15 protein-coding genes and 2 pseudogenes are annotated in these 19509 nt (G+C 72.4%); 11 read left to right on the top strand and 6 right to left on the bottom strand.

Annotation, left to right across the window (positions count from 1 at the left end; translation table 11 throughout):
- Positions 1-131 precede the first annotated feature (131 nt).
- From pulA to AB0I88_RS28520, 3 genes are all read left to right on the top strand, one after another.
- A complete protein-coding gene (gene pulA / locus AB0I88_RS28530) occupies positions 132-3302 on the top strand; it encodes a pullulanase-type alpha-1,6-glucosidase (protein ID WP_361031131.1) in 3171 nt (1056 codons plus the stop codon).
- Between the two features lie 12 nt (positions 3303-3314).
- Positions 3315-4463, top strand: coding sequence for a hypothetical protein (locus AB0I88_RS28525; RefSeq protein ID WP_361031128.1), 1149 nt, complete (start codon positions 3315-3317; stop codon positions 4461-4463).
- Positions 4464-4534: 71 nt separating this feature from the next.
- Positions 4535-5041, top strand: coding sequence for a hypothetical protein (locus tag AB0I88_RS28520; protein WP_361031125.1), 507 nt, complete (start codon positions 4535-4537; stop codon positions 5039-5041).
- A gap of 117 nt (positions 5042-5158) precedes the next feature.
- Here the strand turns inward: AB0I88_RS28520 and AB0I88_RS28515 are convergent, their stop codons facing one another.
- Together AB0I88_RS28515 and AB0I88_RS28510 are read right to left on the bottom strand one after the other, a co-directional pair.
- Positions 5159-6628, bottom strand: a complete 1470-nt coding sequence (locus AB0I88_RS28515; protein ID WP_361031123.1) for an aminopeptidase P family protein — start codon at positions 6626-6628, stop codon at positions 5159-5161.
- An 81-nt stretch (positions 6629-6709) separates the two neighbouring features.
- Complete coding sequence (locus tag AB0I88_RS28510; protein WP_361031120.1) at positions 6710-7309, bottom strand: superoxide dismutase; 600 nt, start codon at positions 7307-7309, stop codon at positions 6710-6712.
- A 128-nt stretch (positions 7310-7437) separates the two neighbouring features.
- Between AB0I88_RS28510 and AB0I88_RS28505 the strand changes: the two genes are divergently transcribed.
- The gene (locus tag AB0I88_RS28505) at positions 7438-8361 is read left to right on the top strand and encodes a carbohydrate kinase (protein ID WP_361031117.1); all 924 of its coding nucleotides are present in this window, start codon (positions 7438-7440) and stop codon (positions 8359-8361) included.
- A 237-nt stretch (positions 8362-8598) separates the two neighbouring features.
- Here AB0I88_RS28505 and AB0I88_RS28500 read toward each other — a convergent pair whose 3' ends face one another.
- The 4 genes and pseudogenes from AB0I88_RS28500 to AB0I88_RS28485 all read right to left on the bottom strand — a co-directional run bounded on the left by AB0I88_RS28500 (position 8599) and on the right by AB0I88_RS28485 (position 11498).
- Positions 8599-8997, bottom strand: coding sequence for a hotdog domain-containing protein (locus AB0I88_RS28500; protein WP_361031114.1), 399 nt, complete (start codon positions 8995-8997; stop codon positions 8599-8601).
- Positions 8998-9423: 426 nt separating this feature from the next.
- Positions 9424-10740: pseudogene (locus AB0I88_RS28495) on the bottom strand (PH domain-containing protein); the annotation flags it as partial.
- An 11-nt stretch (positions 10741-10751) separates the two neighbouring features.
- A complete protein-coding gene (locus tag AB0I88_RS28490) occupies positions 10752-11267 on the bottom strand; it encodes a PH domain-containing protein (protein ID WP_361031111.1) in 516 nt (171 codons plus the stop codon).
- Between the two features lie 9 nt (positions 11268-11276).
- Positions 11277-11498 carry a hypothetical protein gene (locus AB0I88_RS28485; RefSeq protein WP_361031109.1) on the bottom strand — a complete coding sequence of 74 codons (222 nt, stop codon included), beginning with the start codon at positions 11496-11498 and terminating at the stop codon, positions 11277-11279.
- A gap of 420 nt (positions 11499-11918) precedes the next feature.
- On the opposite strand from AB0I88_RS28485, the pseudogene AB0I88_RS28480 reads away from it, so the two are divergent.
- The 7 genes and pseudogenes from AB0I88_RS28480 to AB0I88_RS28450 form a co-directional block, all read left to right on the top strand.
- Positions 11919-12947 (top strand): annotated as a pseudogene (locus AB0I88_RS28480) (MoxR family ATPase); the annotation flags it as partial.
- Positions 12948-13682: 735 nt separating this feature from the next.
- On the top strand, positions 13683-14696 hold the full coding sequence (locus AB0I88_RS28475; protein ID WP_361031106.1) for a DUF58 domain-containing protein: 1014 nt from the start codon (positions 13683-13685) through the stop codon (positions 14694-14696).
- Entirely contained in the window at positions 14693-15643 is a 951-nt protein-coding gene (locus AB0I88_RS28470) for a VWA domain-containing protein (protein WP_361031103.1), read from the top strand. Before AB0I88_RS28475 ends, AB0I88_RS28470 begins: the two co-directional genes overlap by 4 nt.
- Before the next feature lie 465 nt (positions 15644-16108).
- Positions 16109-16813 carry a 3-oxoacyl-ACP reductase FabG gene (gene fabG / locus AB0I88_RS28465; RefSeq protein ID WP_361031100.1) on the top strand — a complete coding sequence of 235 codons (705 nt, stop codon included), beginning with the start codon at positions 16109-16111 and terminating at the stop codon, positions 16811-16813.
- A 31-nt stretch (positions 16814-16844) separates the two neighbouring features.
- Complete coding sequence (gene fabI, locus AB0I88_RS28460) at positions 16845-17612, top strand: enoyl-ACP reductase FabI (RefSeq protein ID WP_361031097.1); 768 nt, start codon at positions 16845-16847, stop codon at positions 17610-17612.
- An 81-nt stretch (positions 17613-17693) separates the two neighbouring features.
- Positions 17694-18725 (top strand): ferrochelatase, encoded by a 1032-nt coding sequence (locus AB0I88_RS28455; RefSeq protein WP_361031094.1) that lies wholly within the window; start codon positions 17694-17696, stop codon positions 18723-18725.
- On the top strand, positions 18722-19501 hold the full coding sequence (locus AB0I88_RS28450) for an HAD-IIA family hydrolase (RefSeq protein WP_361031091.1): 780 nt from the start codon (positions 18722-18724) through the stop codon (positions 19499-19501). The genes AB0I88_RS28455 and AB0I88_RS28450 overlap by 4 nt, the downstream gene beginning before the upstream one ends.
- Positions 19502-19509 lie beyond the last annotated feature (8 nt).

Genomic DNA, 19509 nt, shown 5'->3' with positions numbered 1-19509 from the left:
TCGGTTGTGCGTCTCGGGTAAACCGTACGTCCGTCTTGCTAGCCGCTGCAAGGCGGGTCCCACGGGCCGAGTCTTCCAGCCCTTCCCCGGGACGCCCGGAAAATGTCGTATCCCGCTGCGATGATGTGCCGGTGACGACGGTGGAGATCATTGCGGACACCCCAGCCCGTGACCGGACAGCTCCGCAATGGCTGGTCGTGCACTATCGACGTGACGACGGTGATTACGAGGACTGGGTCCTGCACGCCTGGGGCGATGTCGCGCCCGGCGCCGCACTGCACTATCCCGACGGCTTCCCGTTCGTGGGGGAGGACGAGTGGGGCCGCTTCGCCTGGGTCGCGGTGGCACCCGGCGCGCAGGAGGTCGGCTTCCTGATCCTCCACCGCCGCGGCCACAAGGACGTCGACGCCGACCGCTGGGTCTCGATGCGCGAGACCAGCGAGGTCTGGGTCACCGCCGGTGACCGGCGGGTCTCCTGCGCCCCGGCCGGTGCCCCGGCCGCCGAGCCCCGCGACGAGGTGATCATCCACTATCGGCGGCCCGGCGGCGACTACGCCGGGTGGGGTCTGCACTGCTGGGAGGGCGTCGAGATCAAGGACCGCACCCGCTGGGGCGCGCCGCTGATGCCGACGCGTTTCGACGCGTACGGCGCGGTCTTCCGGGTTCCGGTCCGGGCGGACGCCGTCGGCCTGCGGTATGTGCTGCACCGGGCCGAGGAGAAGGACCTGCCCGACGACCAGCGGCTCGACCTCACCGTGTGCCGTGAGGTGTGGCTGACCGCCGGAGTGGTGGCGCCGGTCCGCCCCGCCTTCCGCACCCTCGGGCCCGAGCTGGACCCGGCCCGCGCGCACGCCGTCTTCATCGACCGGACCACGGTGGCGCTGCCCGACTGGTTCGCCTCGCGCGCCGCGACGTTCACGCTGGGCGGCCTGCTCCTCGCGCCACGGCCCGGCGGCCTGTTCCAGACACAGAGCCGGCGGTTCCCGCATCTCCGGGCGTACCGTGCCTTCGCCGTCCCGGAGACCGACCTGGATCCGCTGCTGCGGGACCGGCTGCTCGTCGAGGGCCGGGACCCGTCCGGCCAGGTGGTCGCGGTCACCGCCGTGCAGCTCGCCGGGGTGCTCGACGACCTGTATGAGGCGGCCCTGAGCGCCGAGCTCGGCCCGGTGGCCGAGGACCGCGACCGTCCCCGGATCTCGGTGTGGGCGCCGACCGCCCGCACCGTGGAGCTGGAGCTGTTCAAGGACCCCGCCGGCGAGCCCCGGGTGCTGCCGATGGAGCGCGACGACGAGACCGGCGTCTGGTCGGTCACCGGGCGGCGCAAGTGGATCGGCCGGTGGTATCGCTTCCGCGTCCAGGTGTGGCAGCCGGCCGCCCAGCGGATCGTGACGACCAGCGTCACCGACCCGTACTCGGTGTCGCTGGCCACCGACTCCACCCACAGCCAGCTGATCGACCTGGAGGACCCGGCGCTGCTCCCGCCCGGGTGGGACACCCTGGCCAAGCCGCCGCGGGTGGCCCCGGCCCGGATGCAGATCACCGAGCTGTCGGTGCGCGACTTCTCCATCCTGGACGGCTCGGTGCCGGTCGCCGAGCGGGGCACCTATCTGGCCTTCACCCACCCGGGATCGGACGGGATGCGCCACCTGCGGTCACTCGCCGAGGCCGGGCTCACCCACGTGCACCTCCTGCCGGTCAACGACTTCGCCACCGTGCCGGACCGCCGCGCCGACCAGTCCGTGCCCGCCTGCGACCTGACCGCCTTCCCACCGGATTCGCCCGAGCAGCAGCGGGCGGTCATGGCGGTCGCCGACACCGACGGGTTCAACTGGGGCTACGACCCCTGGCACTGGACCACGCCGGAGGGCGGCTACGCCACCGACCCGGCCGGGCCCCAGCGGATCCTGCAGCTGCGCCGGGCGGTCGCCGCGCTCAACGAGGCCGGGCTGCGGGTCGTGCTCGATGTCGTCTACAACCACACGATGGGCGACGGGCTCGACCGGTTCAGCGTCCTCGACCGGATCGTGCCCGGCTACTACCACCGGCTGCTCGCCGACGGCAGCACCGCCGAGTCCAGCTGCTGCCCCAACACCGCCACCGAACACGCCATGATGGGCCGGCTCGTCGTCGACTCGCTCGTCACCTGGGCACGTCACTACAAGATCGACGGGTTCCGGTTCGACCTGATGGGGCACCACCCGAAGGCGAACATCCTGCGAGCTCAGGAGGCGCTCGGGCCCGGCGTCGCCCTCTACGGCGAGGGGTGGAACTTCGGCGAGGTGGCGTATGACGCCCGCTTCGCCCAGGCCACCCAGATCAACATGGCCGGCACCGGGGTCGCCACCTTCAACGACCGGCTCCGCGACGCGCTGCGTGGCGGCGGCGCGTTCGGGGACGATCCGGGAGTGCCCGGGTTCGCGACCGGGCTCGGCGCGGCCGCCCCGCTGTGGCTGCACGACCAGATCAAGGTGGGGCTGTCCGGGGCGCTCGCCACGTACCGGTTCGTCAACCACGACGGGGTCGAGCGCAGCGGCGCCCAGATCGACTACAACGGCTCGCCGAGCGGATACACGCATGCCCCCGGCGAGGCGGTCAACTATGTGGACGCCCACGACAACGAGATCCTGTACGACTCCATGGCGTTCAAGCTGCCGCGCGGGACCTCGCAGGTGAACCGCGCCCGGATGCAGGTCGTCGCGCTCGCGTTCGTGGTGCTCGGCCAGGGTGCCGGGTTCGTGGCGCTGGGCACCGAACGGCTGCGGTCCAAGTCGCTGGACCGCAACTCGTTCAACTCCGGCGACTGGTTCAATCAGATCCGCTGGGACCCCGCGCTGGGCAACGGGTTCGGGGTGGGCCTGCCGCCGGAGCCCGACAACGGCGACAAGTGGGACTACGCGCGGCCGCTGCTCGCCGACCCGGAGCTGGTGCCCCGGCCCGAGGTGATCAACCTGGCCGCCGAGCGGTACCGGGAACTCCTGCGGATCCGCCGCTCCTCCCCGGTCTTCGGGCTGCCGGACGCCGAGGAGGTGCAGCGGCGGCTGTCGTTCCCGCTGAGCGGCCCGGGCGAGCAGCCCGGCGTGATCGTGATGTCCCTCGACGGGACCGGCCTGGACGCCCGCTGGAGCCGGATCGTGGTGGTCTTCAACACCACCACCGACCCGGTCGCGCCGCCGCTGCCCGAGCCGGGGTCACTGCGGCTCCACCCGGAGCTGACCCGTTCGGCTGACCCCGTGTTGCGTACTGCCACACCGCACGAGGTGCCGGCGCGCTCGGTCGCCGTCTTCGTCAGCGACACCGTCTGAGCAGGGAGAGGCATGTCCTTCGACGAAATGGCCAAGCACGCCGACGAGAACATGCGAGTCGCGGTGGCGCGCGGCGAGCACGACTGGATCACCCTCGTGGAGAGCTGCGTCGAGGACCTCACCGGCGAGACCGACCCGGAGCGGCTGCACACGTTCGCCGCCGAGCTGGCCGGCCGGCACTTCACGGCCCACCTCAAGGCGCAGGCGGGCTGGCCCCGGCGGACCGACAGCGACCGGGTCACCGACGCGTTCCGGGCGCTCGACGCCGCCGGCATCACCGCCCGGCAGGACTTCTCCTGCTGTCAGAACTGTGGGGTGGCCGAGATCCGGGATCTGCCGGGCCGTGGCTTCGTCTTCTACCACCAGCAGGACGCCGAGCGGGCGGCCGGCGGCGGCAGCCTGTGGCTCGCCTTCGGGCCCGACGCCGAGACCGGGCGGGAGATCGTGGCCGCGCTGCGCGCCGAGGGCCTGCACGTGGACTGGGACGAGTCGGCCGGCCGGCGGATCCATGTACGGCTGCGATGGGCCCGCCACCGGCACGGGCGGATGGCCGCCCACCCCTCGGCGCCCGGTGGCCGGGAGATCGGGGCCGAAGTGCTCCGTGGAACGCACCGGATCCCCCGGTGGCTCGGCGCCGCGGCGCTCGGCGAGGTGGAGCTGCCCTGGTTGCCGGCCGGCGTCGAGGTCCGGCTCACCGAGGGCGGCCGTTCGGTGGTGGTGCGCCGCGAGTTCGACCGGCTGGTCGCCGACGACGGCCGGGCGACCGGGCGGTTCGACGGGCTGCGGCTGCTCGAGGACGGTGGCGTGGAGACGGAGCCGGTCGCCGAGGCGGGGCTGATCGAGGTGACCTACCAGACCATGCCCAGCGGGCCGGCGCAGCACGCCGGGCGGCCGATGACGATCGCCGAGGTCACCGAAGTGCTGCGGCGGCTGCCCACGCGTACCGGGTCGTGGCTCAGCGCGGTCGGGCGCTCCGGCGGCTGCGTGCAGATGGCCTGCGAGGAGACCGGGCTGTGGCTGGAGACGCCGGACGTCGAGGCGGCCGCGTCGATCGGCAAGCAGGCCACTCTCGACGAGGCGGAGCGGATGCTCGGCGTGCTCGCCGACGAGGACCGGGTCGCGATCCGCGAGCTGCCGGAGGTGATCAGCCGCCCCTGGTGAGAGGCGATAAGCCGCCCCTGGTGAGGAGCCGACCGGTGGCGGGCGGGCGCCGCTGCGCTAGATTGCGCCCCGTGGGAGTTCTGCGGTTCGAGCGTGTCGTGTGCGCCATGGTTCTGATCGGGGCGGCCGGAGGCTGCACCTCCTCGGCGGAGGACAAACCGGTCATCCAGGATCAACCGGCGCCGGCCGCGTCGGCGCCGGCGTGGACCGAGCCGTCCGCGTACACGTTCGTGCTGACCCGCGGCTGCGATCCGGCCGCACCGCTGGGCCGCTACCGGGCCACCGTCTCCGGCGGGGCGGTGACCGGATCCGAGCGGATCGGCGCCCCCGCCGCCGCGCCGGCCGCGTCCGCCGCCGTCGACCTCGGGCCCGTCACCGGGCAGGAGGGCGAGGAGATCGAGGTGCCGACGCTCGGCGAGCTGGTCGCCATGGCCGAGACCGCCGAGGAGGACGGTGCCGAGGTGGCCACCGAGTTCGACCTCGCCGACGGGCACCCGGCCAAGGTCACCATCAACGTGACGGAGAGTGCCGCGGGCGCCGAGTGCTGGATCGTCTCCGACTACAAGGCCGGCGCCTGACCTTCGACGCCGGCCGGTGCGATGAGGCGGGCCCGCGGTTGCGGGCCCGGCTCAGACGGGCGACCCGGGCCCCGGCAGCGCGCTCAGCGCGTCGACCGGGGCCGCCACCCAGGCGGATCAGCCGGGCAGGCGAGGACCGGCCGCACGCTGTGCGGCGAGCCACTGCTCCACCTCGCCGGAGGAGCGCGGCAGCCCGTCCGACAGGTTGCGGCAGCCGTCCGCGGTGACCAGGACGTCGTCCTCGATCCGGACGCCGACGCCGCGCAACTCCTCCGGCACCAGGTCGTCCTCCGGCTGGAAGTAGAGGCCCGGCTCCACCGTGAGCACGTAGCCCTCCTTCAGCACGCCCTCCCGGTACGTCTCGTTGCGCGCCGCCGAGCAGTCGTGCACGTCGATGCCGAGCATGTGACCGAAGCCGTGCAGCGTCCACCGCCGGTAGATCGTGCTGTCGTCGGCCATCGCCTGGTCCACGCTCACCGGCAGCAGCCCGAGGTCGTGCAGGCCCTCGGCGAGCACCCGCATGCACACCTTGTGCACGTCCCGGAACACCGCGCCCGGCTTGATCGCGGCCATGCCGGCCTCCTGAGAGGCGTGGACGATGTCGTACACCTGCCGCTGGAGCGGGGTGAACGTGCCGTTGACCGGAACGGTCCGCGTCACGTCGGCGGTGTAGAGGTTGTCGCCCTCCACACCCATGTCCATCAGCAGCAGCTCACCCGGCTTCGTCACACCGGTGTTGCGCACCCAGTGCAGGATCGTCGCGTGCGGGCCGGCGCCCACGATCGACGTGTAGCCGACATCGTTGCCGTCGTGCCGGGCGCGCAGCCCGAACACGCCTTCCAGCAGCCGCTCCTTGACGCCCCGATCGGCCGGCAAGATGCGGGCCACGTCCTCGAACCCGAGCACGGTGGCGTCGATCGCGGCCTGGAGCTGGCCGATCTCCCACTCGTCCTTGACCAGCTTCAGCTCGGAGATCACCCGGGCCAGCTCACGGTCGCGGAGTTTGGAGCGATCCGGCTCGTACGGCAGGACGGCGCGATCCACATGCGGGTCCAGACCGCGCAGCACCCGGGTCCGCCCCGGCGCCGATCCGGCCAGCGCCGGGCCGAGGTCACCGAGGGCGGCGGTCGGCAGGCCCAGCTCGGCCGACTTCTCCGTCAGGGTGTGCGTGCGCCCGACCCACAGCTCGCCGTTGCGGTCCCGGAAGAACCGGTCGGTGTCCTTCGAGTTGCGCTGCCGGGTGTAGAGCACCGCGTCGTGACCCGAGCCACTCGGGTGCAGGATCAGCACACTGTCCGGGTCGCGGTCGCCGGTCAGGTAGAAGAAGTCGCTGCCCGGGCGGAAGTGGTAGTCGGTGTCGTTGGCCCGCACCTTCTCGTTGCCGCTGGGGATGACGAGCGTCTCACCGGGGAACGCCTCGGAGAGCGCGGCCCGCCGCTTCGCGTAGTTCGGCACCTCGGGCAGGGCGGTGACGGTGAGCGGGTCCTCCCGCCAGCCCTGGCGCATGAAGGTCAGGAACGCCTCGGGGAAATCCGGGTCGTGCGACTCGGTCTTCGGCGTGGGCTGGTTGCCGCTGTTCTCGGCCATCGTGGGTGCCTCCGTTCTGGGTGGCACCGACGTTACCGCCTGAGCCGTCCGGCCCGGCAGGGCCGGGCCGGGGGCTCGGGGTCAGCGGGCGCGCCCCTCGCCGTACGCGGCGACCGCTTCCCTGGTCAGGCAGGCCAGCCGGGCTCCCGCGGTGCCCGCCACTCCCGGACCGGTGTGCGTGTGCTCGGCGTGCAGCACCAGCGACCACGGGGGCCGTTTCGCGTCGAAGTGCCAGTCCTGGGTGCTGACCGCGCGGCCCACCCCGTTGCGGTCGGCGGTGAAGTCCAGCCAGATCTCGTTGCGCGGATTCGCGTACGCCGGATCGACCGACGGGCGTCCCGGGCCGGCGGCCGGGTCGAGGCGGTTCTGGTAGTGCGGGCCCGCGGCGGCCGGGTCCTTCCCGCACGGGCTGGTGTGCAGATGCGCCCCGTAGGCCCGGCCCGGGACGAGACCGGTGGTGAGCAGCTTCACGCGTACTCCGGAACGGGTTCTGGTGACCGAGACCTCGGCCCGCGCGCCTTGCGGGACCGACGCGGGCTGATAAGTGATCGCGGTGGCGCCCTGGCGCCAGCGTTTGAACGTGCCCTCGGTCTCGTGATCGGGGCCGGCGGCGTTCGCGGCGGCGGGCGCGAGCAGGCTGAGCGCGAGAGGAGCGGCGAGGGCGAAAAGTCGACCATTCATCCGGCAATTGTCCCAAATTCACCTATATCAGCCTGCCAATCTTGAGTCCTGGCCCACCGGTGCCGCTCGCCTTTGGCGGGCCCCGGGCCGGATGAGAGGCTGACGCGAACGCGGAAGGGAGCCGGGACATGGGCTACGCGATGGTGATGGGCGAGGCGCTGATCGACCTGCTCGAGGCAGACCTCGACGGCGAACGCGTCTACCGCCAGGCGATCGGCGGCGCGCCGCTCAACGTCGCCGTCGGTGTCGCCCGGCTCGGCGGCGAGGCCCGCTACGCCGGCGCCCTCAGCGACGACACGCTCGGCGACCGGATCGCCGCCTTCCTCCGCGAGACGGGCGTCGGCGATCGAGGGGTCCGCCGGGTGCCCGTCCCCACCACCCTCGCCGTGACCACCTTCGAAGGCGCCGAACCGACGTTCACCTTCTACGGCGAGCCCCCGTCCTACGCCCTCCTCTCCCCCGGCGACCTGGACCTGGACGAGGTGGCCGGCGCGGCGGTCCTCTACACCGGCTCGATCTGCCTGCTCCGCCGCCCGTTCGCCGACGCCGCCCGGGCCGCCTGGTCCACGCCCGGCCCGCTGCGCGTCTTCGACCCGAACGTCCGCCCCACCCTGCTGCCCGACAGCACCGCCGTGGCCGCGCTCCGCGACCTCGCCGAAGAGTTCTTCGCCACCGCCGACCTGGTCAAACTCAGCGCCGCCGACGCGGTCACCCTCTACGGCGAAGCCGACCCGGCGGCCGCCGCCGCACACATCCGCTCCCTCGGCGCGGCCACCGTCGTGGTCACCTGCGGCGCACGGGGCGCCCATCTGGCCACCGCCGGCGGCGCCGTCACCCTGCCCGCCCCGAAGGTCGCCGCCGTCGACGCCACCGGCGCCGGCGACTCGGTGATGGCCGCCCTGATCAGCCGGCTCCTCACCGACGGCGGCCCCACCACGGCGGACGCCGTCGCCTACGCCCTGTCGGTGGCCGGCCTCGTCTGCGAACGCCAGGGCGGCGCCGTCGCCATGCCCACCCCGGCGGAACTCAGGGCCCGATGGGGCGACGGCTGAGCGGTCCGCTCAAACCCTTTTCCCGGTACGCCCGGAGCAGGCCGATGTCAGCCCTCCCAGAGTGGCCGCGTCGCTGTTCCCTGCCCTGAACCGCTTGGTCCTGGCCCGCGTGGCTTGGTCCTGGCCCGCGTGGCCTGGTCCTGGCCCGCGTGGCCTGGTCCTGCCCCGCGTGGCCTCGTCCTGCCGGAAAGGCCGGGTCCTTCCCGGTGCCGGCGACGGGCCGGGCGGCCGGGTCCGTCAGTCGCCGAAGGCGCGGGCGATGAAACGCTGACGGTCGAGGACGGCGCGTTCCAGCCGGACCTCGGCCACCAGCAGCTCGCCGTCGTGAACCGTCACCTCGAACAGCAGCTTGCGCCCGTCCACCTTGGTCAGCGTGGCCTGCGCGACGACCCGGCGGCCCAGCGGGGTGGGCGCCCGGTGCTCGACCTCCGCCCGGGTGCCGACCGTGGTGATCCCGCCGGGGATCTGGCGGGCGGTCGCGGCGACCGTCGCCGCCTCGGCCAGGGCGAGAACCCGGGGCGTGCCGAGCACCGGCACGTCGCCGGAGCCGAGGGACTGGGCGGTGTCGGCGTCGGTGACCGTCAACTCGACCCGGGCGGTGAGGCCGGGCGCGAACTCCGGGAGCTCCATCGCCAAAGCTTACGGCCGTTCGGGCCGCTGCCAGAACGTCTGATCGGCGCCCACGTCCGTTCCGTCCGCAACCGGACTCGCCCCGCGCTCGCCGGCCGTCCCCGTCGCTGGGCCGGAAGCTGCCCCGGCTGGTCCCTTCGCTGGGCCCGTCGCTGGGCCGGAAGCCGCCGTGGTCGCTCCCGCCGCAGTGCCGGGGTCTCCCGCGGCCGCCGCGCCGGAATGGTCCCCTGAGCCGGAATGGTCCGCCGCGCCGGAGGGGCTGGCCGCGCCGGAGGGGCCGGCCGTGCTGGAGGGTCTGGCCGCAGCGGAGGGGCCGACCGCGCCGGCGGGGCCGGCCGCCGCGAGGGCCGAGGGCACGGCGACGCCGTCCGGGGACGACGTGACCCCGCCGGGCCCCGCGACGGACGACGGCACTGACGGGGCCGGCCGGGTGCGGGCCTGACGGGCCCGGACGGCGAGCTGGTCGGCGATGGCGTAGGCCTCGGCCAGGTGACGGTCGCGGGCCTCACCGGCGTGGCCGCCCGCCGTGTCGGCATACACCGTGGCCAGGCCCAGCCGGCGCTGGAGCGGACCCTGGACGACGCGGACGCTCTGCAGCCGGGCGTACGGGATGAGGGTCATCTCCCGGGTGACCCGCCCGGCGCGGGAGACGAAGACGTCGGCGGACAGGCCCGCGCCCATGAAGCGCAGCCCGAAGGGATGCAGCCAGCGGGCCTGCGGCGGCGGCGGCGAGGTGGCGAGGGTGGCCAGATCGACGCCGGGGAGGGTCGCGGCGATCAGGGCGCGGGCGGTCGGCAGGTCGCCGACCGGCATGAGACGGTCGGAGCTCCGGTCGTCGCCCGGCTCGGGGCCGGACAGGCCGGCGATGTCGAGCCGCAGGTGCACCCACCGTTTGGCGCGCCACAGGAACGGCCAGGTGACCCGGACCGTCTGGACCCGGTGCGGCGGCACCACCTGGCTGCGCGTCTCGGTGAGACCGTAGTGCAGCACCAGGCGTTCGCCGCCGTCGCGGGCCAGCCGGAAGTCCCAGTCGCGCAGCACCCGGCGGATCGGCTGCAGGATGACACCGGCCATCGCGGTGACCGTGCTGGCGATGCCGATGAACGTCCACGAGCCGTCCAGGACGAACTGGGTGATCACCCAGGCCACGCCGAACGGCAGGAAGATCGCCTGTGGGGTGAGCAACTGGCCGATCAGCAGGTCCTGGTTGCGCACCCGGTAGAGCGGCGCCGGCTCGGCTCCGGCGGTGTCCGCGACGGCCGCCGGGACGGCCCGGCCGGAGATCGCCAGCAGCCGCTCCCGCAGCGCGGCCGCGTCGCGGACGGTCAGGTAGGCGAGCGGCGCCTCGGCCTTGCTGCCGCCGACCACCTCGAGCCGCAGCTCGGCGAGGCCGGTGAGCTGGGCGAGCAGCGGCCGGCGCAACTCCACGGCCTGGAGCCGGTCGAGCGGGATGGCCCGGTTGCGCCGCCAGACGAGGCCCTCGGTGATCCGCAGCTCCCGGGCGACGACGTGGTAGCCGGTGTTCCACCAGCCGACCCCCGAGAAGATCACCACGCCGACCGCGAGGGCCAGCACGATCAGCGCGAAGTCGGTCGGCCCGATCTGCCCCAGGGTCTGCCAGGAGAGCGCCGCGACGATCACGACGATGCTCTTGGCGCCTTTCAGCAGCGGGCTCAGCGGGTGCAGCCGCTTGCGCGGCTCGATCTCCACACCCGTTTCCGGTACGCCCGGAGCGCCGGACTGGGGAATCCCGGTGTCGTTCACAGTCCCTCGGCCCGGTCCTCGCCGAGGGCGGTGAGCCGGTCCCGGAGGCGGGCCGCCTCATCCGGGGGCAGCCCGGGCACCCGGGCGTTGCTGGCCGCGGCGGCCGTGTGCAACTGCACGGTGGCCAGCCCGAACGCGCGTTCCAGCGGGCCGGCGGTGACGTCCACGAACTGCATTCGCGCGTACGGCACGATGGACAGGTGGCGCACCACGAGGCCGTGCCGCACCAGCAGGTCGTTGTCGCGTTCGGCGTAACCCCAGGCGCGGACCGCGCGGACGGCGACCCCGGCCCGCCACAGGCTGAGGACGGCGACGGCGGCCATCCCGAACAGCCAGGCGTCGTGGCCGGTGACGAGCTTGCCGGCGATCAGGCCGCCGAGCAGCACGACGGTCCAGCCGGCGACGCCGATCAGATGCACGATGATCAGCCGGCTGGAGACGGGGCGCCAGACGACGGTGTTCGGCCAGGGTTCCAGGGCATCGACGACGGTTTGCGCGGACGGCTCGCTCACCACTCGACCCTACGAGACGATCGCACCTCCCGACGAGGCGAAGGGTTCGACCTCACGCAAGAACCCACGGGCTTCCAGGAACGATCCGAGGGTGGGCCGGTGCTCGTCGCAGGCCAGCCAGGTCTTCCGCCGCTCCGGAGTGTGGATCTTCGGGTTGTTCCACCGCAGGCGCCAGGCGGCGGGCGCACGACAGCCCTTGGCGGAACACTGGGGAGCGATCTCCTCGACCATGCCGTAAACCTTACGGAACGGGAGTTTGAGCGCCGGGCGGCCACGGGGGAAGCCGCCCGGCGACGAGCCAAATGCTACACGCATCACATGGTCGCGCATCCACCCGGTGAGCGTGCCCGATCCGGCGGATCGCGCAGAAAGATCAACATCGTCGGTCCTCGGCGCCGTGGGCTGCGCCGATCCCCGGACCCGGGACGATGACGGGCCGATCCGGCCCGGTCGCGTGGATCACGCGGCCCGGGCGGCGCCCGGACCTCGCCTCGCTCGCGCGTGAACCGTGTGACCGGACCTCTAGGCTGTGGCGGCGGCGCCAGTGGATTCGGCTCTTAGGAACCTCTCAGCCGTGTGTTGTCGTATGTCGTGTAAGTCTTGAGCGTCGGCGTCGAAGAGCCGGCGTTTCTCGACCGTTGTGGAGGACTGGTGGCGCAGCCGAGCACGCCCGAGACCGAGACGAGCGCCGGAGCCGGGGCGCCCGTGCCCCCGGCACACGACGCGTCGCAGCTCGAGCGCGCGATGTTCGAGGTCAAGCGGGTCATCGTGGGCCAGGACCGGATGGTCGAGCGGATGTTCGTGGCCCTGCTGGCCCGCGGTCACTGCCTGCTGGAGGGTGTGCCCGGCGTGGCCAAGACCCTCGCGGTGGAGACGCTGGCCAAGGTGATCGGCGGGACGTTCTCCCGGGTGCAGTTCACTCCGGACCTGGTGCCGGCCGACATCGTGGGCACCAGGATCTACCGGCAGTCGAGTGAGCAGTTCGACGTGGAGCTCGGCCCGGTGTTCGTCAACTTCCTGCTGGCCGACGAGATCAACCGGGCGCCCGCCAAGGTGCAGTCGGCGCTGCTCGAGGTGATGGCCGAGCACCAGGTGTCGATCGGCGGCAAGAGCTACGACGTGCCCGACCCGTTCCTGGTGATGGCCACTCAGAACCCGATCGAGCAGGAGGGCGTCTACCCGCTGCCGGAGGCGCAGCGGGACCGCTTCCTCATGAAGATCCTGGTGGGCTACCCGACGGACACCGAGGAACGGGAGATCGTCTACCGGATGGGGGTGAGCGCCCCCGAGCCGAAGCAGGTCTTCACCCCGGCCGACCTGCTCGCCCTCCAGGGCCGCGCCGACCAGGTGTTCGTGCACAACGCGCTGGTCGACTACACGGTCCGGCTGGTGCTCGCGACCCGCGCCCCCGCGCAGCACGGCATGCCGGACGTGGCCCAGCTGATCCAGTACGGTGCGAGCCCGCGTGCCTCGCTCGGCATCGTCCGGGCGACCCGGGCGCTGGCGCTGCTGCGCGGCCGTGACTACGCGCTGCCCCAGGACGTGCAGGACATCGCGCCGGACATTCTGCGGCACCGGCTGGTGCTCAGCTACGACGCGCTGGCCGACGACATCCCGGCCGACCACATCGTGGCCCGGATCATGCAGACCGTGCCGCCGCCGCAGGTGTCCTCGCGTCAGGGCGCCGGGCCGAACGGGGACCGCCCGGTCCCGCCCGGCCCGCTGACCGCGCTGCCGTCCGGTCAGCCGCAGCCCGCGCAGTACGTGGCCGGACCGGCCGGGGTGCAGCCGACCAGCGGTGTCCCCGCCGTGTTCGACAACGGGCGCCCGGCGCCACCGAGCGGCCCCTGGCCCGCACAACCCGGCCCGCTGGGCCAGCCCGCACAGCCCGGCCGGCACGGCCCGCTGGGCCAGCCCGCACAGCCCGGCCGGCACGGCCCGCTGGGCCAGCCCGGACAGCCCGGCCAGCCATGACCGGCTGCACCGAGCGGCACCTGGCCGCAGCGGACAACGGCCTTGCACGCGAGGGCCGGGCGGGCATGGCCAAGCAGGTACAGCCATGACCGGCTGCACCGAGCGGCACCTGGCCGCAGCGGACAACGGCCTTGCACGCGAGGGCCGGGCGGGCATGGCCAAGCAGGTACAGCCATGACCGGCTGCACCGAGCGGCACCTGGCCGCAGCGGACAACGGCCTCGCACGCGAGGGCCGGGCGGGCATGGCCAAGCAGGTACAGCCATGACCGGCTGCACCGAGCGGCACCTGGCCGCAGCGGACAACGGCCTCGCACGCGAGGGCCGGGCGGGCATGGCCAAGCAGGTACAGCCATGACCGGCTGCACCGAGCGGCGGCCGGGCGGGGCCTGCGACGGTTTCCCGGGCGGCGGGCGCCCGGGCCCGGCGGGGGAGACACCGGCGTGACGAGGCCCGGTACGGCGGCGGCGCTCGCCCCGGAGGAGGCGGCCCGGGCCGAGGCCGTCCTGGCCAAGCTGCAGCTGCTGGTCACCCGGAAACTGGACGGCCTGCTGCAGGGTGACTACGCCGGTCTGCTGCCCGGCCCGGGCAGCGAGGCGGGCGAGTCGCGGGAGTACCGGCCGGGCGACGACGTGCGCCGGATGGACTGGCCGGTGACGGCCCGGACCACGATGCCGCACGTGCGCCGCACGGTGGCCGATCGTGAGCTGGAGACGTGGCTGGCCGTGGACCTGTCGGCGAGCCTGGACTTCGGCACCGCGAAGTGGCTCAAGCGGGACCTGGTGATCGCGGCCGCGACCGCGATGGCCCATCTCACCGTGCGGGGCGGCAACCGGATCGGCGCCGTGGTGGGCACCGGGTCCGGCGTACCGGAGAGTGACGTGAGCCGGAGCTGGTGGCGCCGGAAGGCGGCGACGGCGGGTGAGCCGGGCCCGGCGGCCCCGGTTCTGCGGCTGCCCGCGCGGGCCGGCCGCAAGGAGGCGCAGGGCCTGCTGCGGGCGATCGCCGGGACGCGGACCAGGCCCGGCCGCGCCGACCTGGGCGAGCTGATCGACATGCTGAACCGGCCGCCCCGGCGCCGTGGTGTGGCAGTGGTGATCTCCGACTTCCTGGCGCCGGTGGAGGGCTGGGCCCGTCCGGTGCGCAAGCTGGGTGTCCGGCACGACGTGCTGGCCATCGAGGTGGTCGACCCGCGTGAGCTGGAGCTGCCGGACGTCGGGGTGCTGACCCTGGCCGATCCGGAGTCCGGGATGCTGCACGAGGTGCAGACCGCCGATCCGAACCTGCGCCGGCGGTACGCCGAGGCGGCGGGTGAGCAGCGCGCCGCCATCGCCCGTGCGTTGCGGGCGGCCGGCGCGGCCCACCTGCGGCTGCGCACCGACACCGACTGGCTGCTCGACATGGTCCGCTTCGTGGCCGCTCAGCGCCACGCCCGTACCCGAGGGACCACACGATGATCCGTTTTCTGGAGCCGTGGTGGCTGCTGACCCTGCTGCCGGTCCTGGCCATGGCCGGGCTGTATGTCTGGCGGCAGTTTCGCAAGCGGCAGTACGCGATGCGTTTCACCAACGTCGACCTGCTCCGCACCCTGGCGCCGAAGGGCCTGGGCTGGCGGCGGCACGTGTCGGCGGGCGCGTTCCTGCTGATGCTGGGCGCCCTGGCGGCGGCGACCGCCCGCCCGTCGGTGGACACCGAGGAGCCGCTGGAGCGGGCCACCGTGATGCTCGCCATCGACGTGTCGCTGTCGATGCAGGCGGAGGATGTGGCGCCGAGCCGGATCGAGGCGGCGCAGGAGGCGGCGAAGGCGTTCGTGGCCGAGTTGCCGCCCACCTACAACCTGGGCCTGGTGTCGTTCGCGAAGGCGGCGAACGTGCTGGTCGCGCCGACCAAGGACCGGTCCGCGGTGATCTCCGCGATCGACGGGCTGACGCTTGCCGAGGCGACCGCCACCGGTGAGGCGGTGTTCACTTCGCTGGACGCGATCCGGACGGTGCCGGCGGACGGCGCGGACGGCGCCCCGCCGGCCCGGATCGTGCTGCTCTCCGACGGTTATCGCACGTCGGGCCGCTCGATCGAGGACGCGGCGACCGCGTCGGCGCAGGCCAACGTGCCGGTGTCGACGATCGCGTTCGGCACCGACGCGGGTGTGGTGGACATCCGCGGCTCGGTGCAGCGGGTGCCGGTGGACCGGCAGTCGCTGCAGGAACTGGCCGAGCAGACCAAGGGCTACTTCTACGAGGCCGCGTCGGTGAGCGAGCTCAAGCAGGTGTACGAGGACATGGGCAGCTCGATCGGGCATCGCACCGAGCCACGCGAGGTGACGCAGTGGTATGCCGCCGCGGGCCTGCTGCTCGGGTTGGCCGGTGCGGCGATGAGTCTGTTGTGGACGTCCCGGCTGCCTTAGGGAGTGTTGTGCGCGAGTACGAAGAGCACGACAACCCAGGCCGAGAGCAGGGTGAAACCGAGGGGCGCGACGATCTTCTTCATGATGGAACCGTCTTCCGCTGGTGACTGAGCTACGGACGTAGGTCACTTCGCGGCCGAGAACCACCGCACACCGGCGGGCCGGCCTTGTCAGGGCCGGTGGCGCGTGTGGGTGGGGGTCGTGTCAGCGGTCGAAACGCTGACGAGCGTCCCGGCCACGACTGGGAGGATCGCTATCTCGCACAGCGATCACCTCCGTACCTAGTCGGGCTCAGAACCGTGTGGGACTGTACTCCTTAATCGCAACTTAAGAAAATCGGCGCTGCCCTGAACGTGGTGTAAGTCGGCGGGACCGTCCCTCGGCCGTGACGGCCGGGGCCGATACTCTCCCCATTCAGAGGGACTCTCGTGACCCTGAGTGATGACCCGTCGATTGGAGTGTGTTGTGGCTCGCACCGTTCTGGTGACCGGAGGAAACCGCGGCATCGGCCTGGCCATCGCCCAGGCATTCGCCAAGCAGGGGGACCGGGTGGCCGTCACCCACCGCGGTTCCGGTGTGCCGGAGGGACTGTTCGGCGTGCAGTGCGACATCACCGACTCGTCGGCCGTCGACGCCGCCTTCAGTTTCGTGGAGAACGAGCTCGGTCCGGTCGAGGTGCTGGTGGCGAACGCCGGCATCACCGACGACACGCTGCTCATGCGGATGTCCGAGGAGCAGTTCGAGCGGGTGATCGACACGAACCTGACCGGCGCCTTCCGCTGCGCGAAGCGGGCCAGTTCGAAGATGCTGCGCGCCCGCTGGGGCCGCATCGTCTTCATCTCGTCGGTCGTCGGCCTGTACGGCGGACCCGGCCAGGTGAACTATGCGGCGAGCAAGGCGGGCCTGGTCGGCATGGCCCGTAGCATCACGCGTGAGCTGGGCAGCCGCAACATCACCGCGAACGTGGTGGCGCCCGGATTCATCGAGACCGAGATGACCGCCGTCTTGCCGGACTCGCGCAAGGCCGAGATCATCAAGGCCGTCCCGGCCGGTCGTCTCGCCGCCGCGGACGAGGTCGCCGCCGCGGTGACCTTCCTGGCGAGCGACAGCGCGGCGTACATCTCGGGCGCCGTGCTCCCCGTCGACGGGGGCCTCGGCATGGGGCACTGAGTTTTCCGAGACTTTTTCAGGAGAGTATTTCGTGTCTGGACTGCTGGCCGGTAAACGGCTGCTCGTCACCGGTGTCATCACCGACGCCTCGATCGCCTTCTCGGTGGCGAAGCTGGCTCAGGAAAACGGCGCTCAGGTGGTGCTCACCGGCTTCGGCCGGCTCTCGCTGGTGGAGCGGATCGCCAAGCGCCTGCCCGAGCCGGCCCCCGTCATCGAGCTGGACGTGACCAACCAGGAGCACCTGGACCGCCTCGCCGGGAAGGTTCGCGAGCACGTCGACGGACTGGACGGCGTGGTCCACTCCATCGGCTTCGCCCCGCAGAACGCCCTCGGCGGCGCGTTCCTCGACACCACCTGGGAGGAGGTCTCCCAGGCGCTGCAGGTGTCGACGTACTCGTACAAGTCGCTGGCCGTGGCGTGCCTGCCGATGATGGATCAGGGTGGCTCCATCGTCGGCCTGACCTTCGACGCGACCAAGGCGTACCCGCTGTACGACTGGATGGGCGTCGCCAAGGCCGGTCTCGAGTCGGCGTCCCGCTACCTCGCCATGTACCTGGGCAAGCACGGCATCCGCAGCAACATCGTGTCGGCCGGGCCGCTGCGGACCATGGCGGCCAAGTCGATCCCCGGCTTCAGCGACTTCGAGGACGCGTGGACCCGGCGGGCGCCGCTCGGCTGGAACCTCACCGACCCGGAGCCGACCGCCCGTGCCGTGTGCGCCCTGCTGTCCGACTGGTTCCCGGCCACCACGGGCGAGATGGTCCACGTCGACGGGGGTTACCACGCGCTGGCCGCCTGACCCGGTGGCCCATGGGTGAGCTTCTGCACCTCCACGGGGTTGCCACGCGCTCGCGGCGTGCTCCGGTGGCAGGATGGGCGGGTGGTTTACGACGCGTTCGTCCTGCTCTCCTTCGGCGGCCCCGAGAAGCCCGATGACGTGATGCCGTTCCTGCGCAACGTGGTTCGCGGGCGCGGCGTCCCGGACGAGCGCCTCGCCGAGGTGTACGAGCACTACATGCACTTCGGCGGGGTGTCCCCGATCAATCAGCAGTGCCGGGACCTGCTCTCCGCGATCGGCGCCGAGTTCGCGGCGCACGGGATCGACCTGCCCACCTACTGGGGCAACCGCAACTGGCATCCGATGCTGGCCGACACCGTCGCGAAGATGCGCGACGACGGGGTCGAGCACGCGCTCGGGCTCGCCACCAGCGCGTACGGCGGGTATTCGTCCTGCAGGCAGTACTGGGAGGACATCGCCGCCGCCCGGGCGCACGTCGGGCCCCGGGCTCCGCGGATCACCAAGCTGCGGCAGTTCCACGACCACCCCGGGTTCGTGAACCCGCACGTGGAGGCGGTGCGCGAAGCCCTGCGGACCTTGGACCCGGCCCGCCGGGGGACCACCCGGCTGGTCTTCACCGCCCACTCCGTCCCGGTCAGCATGGCCGAGACGGCCGGCCCCACCGGTGGGCGGTACAACGCCCAGCTGGAGGAGACCGCCCGTCTGGTGCACGCCGCGGCCGCCGCCGATCTGGGCTACGACCTGGTGTGGCAGAGCCGCTCCGGCCCCCCGCACATCCCATGGTTGGAACCGGACATCAACGACCACCTGGAGATCCTTGCCGAGAAGGGCGTCACCGATGTGGTGGTCAGCCCGATCGGCTTCGTCTCCGATCACCTCGAGGTCATCTGGGACCTCGACAACGAGGCAAAGGACACCGCGGCGCGGCTCGGTCTGGGCTATGCCCGGGCGTCGACACCCGGTGTGCATCCCGAGTTCGTCGCAATGGCGCGGCAACTCGTCCAGGAGCGGACCGATGATCAGGAACGGACGGCGCTCGGTACGCTGCCGACCTGGGACGTCTGCCCGGCGGACTGCTGCCCCCCACCCGCGCGACGAAAGGCACCCCGATGAAGGAGCGCAAGGCGATCGAGAGCTGGCTCACCGACATGGACGGGGTCCTCGTCCACGAGGGCGAGCCGGTGCCGGGCGCACCCGAGTTCGTCAACCGGATGAAGGAGTCCGGGAAGCCGTTCCTGATCCTCACCAACAACTCCATCTACACGCCGCGGGACCTCCAGGCCCGCCTGTACCGGATGGGCTTCGACGTCGACGAGAGCTCCATCTGGACGGCCGCGCTGGCGACCGCGCAGTTCCTCGCCGACCAGCGGCCCGGCGGTACGGCGTACGTGATCGGTGAGGCCGGCCTGACCACCGCGATGCACGCGGCCGGCTACATCCTCACCGAGTTCGAGCCGGACTACGTGGTGCTCGGCGAGACCCGCACCTACAGCTTCGAGGCGATCACCAAGGCGATCCGGCTGATCAGCGCCGGGTCCCGGTTCATCTGCACCAACCCGGACGCCACCGGCCCGTCCAACGAGGGCCTGCTGCCGGCCGCCGGCTCGGTCGCCGCGATGATCTCCAAGGCGACCGGCGTGAAGCCGTACTTCGTCGGCAAGCCGAACCCGATGATGATGCGCTCGGCGCTCAACGCGATCGGCGCGCACAGCGAGACCACCGCGATGATCGGCGACCGGATGGACACCGACGTGCTGTGCGGTCTCGAAGCCGGGCTGGAGACGATCCTGGTGCTCACCGGGATCAGCAGCAAGATGGAGAGCGAGACGTACCCGTACCGGCCGTCCCGGATCATCAACTCGGTGGCCGACCTGATCGACGAGATCTGAGCGGACCG

The sequence above is a fragment of the Actinoplanes sp. NPDC049802 genome (genome assembly GCF_040656595.1).
Taxonomy (GTDB): domain Bacteria; phylum Actinomycetota; class Actinomycetes; order Mycobacteriales; family Micromonosporaceae; genus Actinoplanes.
This window is presented reverse-complemented; position numbering and strand designations above follow the sequence as displayed.

Coding starts and splice junctions, on each gene's coding strand:
- AB0I88_RS28525 (WP_361031128.1), top strand. CDS start 3,315: ATGTCCTTCGACGAAATGGCCAAGCACGCCGACGAGAACATGCGAGTC.
- AB0I88_RS28515 (WP_361031123.1), bottom strand. CDS start 6,628: ATGGCCGAGAACAGCGGCAACCAGCCCACGCCGAAGACCGAGTCGCAC.
- AB0I88_RS28510 (WP_361031120.1), bottom strand. CDS start 7,309: ATGAATGGTCGACTTTTCGCCCTCGCCGCTCCTCTCGCGCTCAGCCTG.
- AB0I88_RS28505 (WP_361031117.1), top strand. CDS start 7,438: ATGGGCTACGCGATGGTGATGGGCGAGGCGCTGATCGACCTGCTCGAG.
- AB0I88_RS28485 (WP_361031109.1), bottom strand. CDS start 11,498: ATGGTCGAGGAGATCGCTCCCCAGTGTTCCGCCAAGGGCTGTCGTGCG.
- AB0I88_RS28470 (WP_361031103.1), top strand. CDS start 14,693: ATGATCCGTTTTCTGGAGCCGTGGTGGCTGCTGACCCTGCTGCCGGTC.
- AB0I88_RS28450 (WP_361031091.1), top strand. CDS start 18,722: ATGAAGGAGCGCAAGGCGATCGAGAGCTGGCTCACCGACATGGACGGG.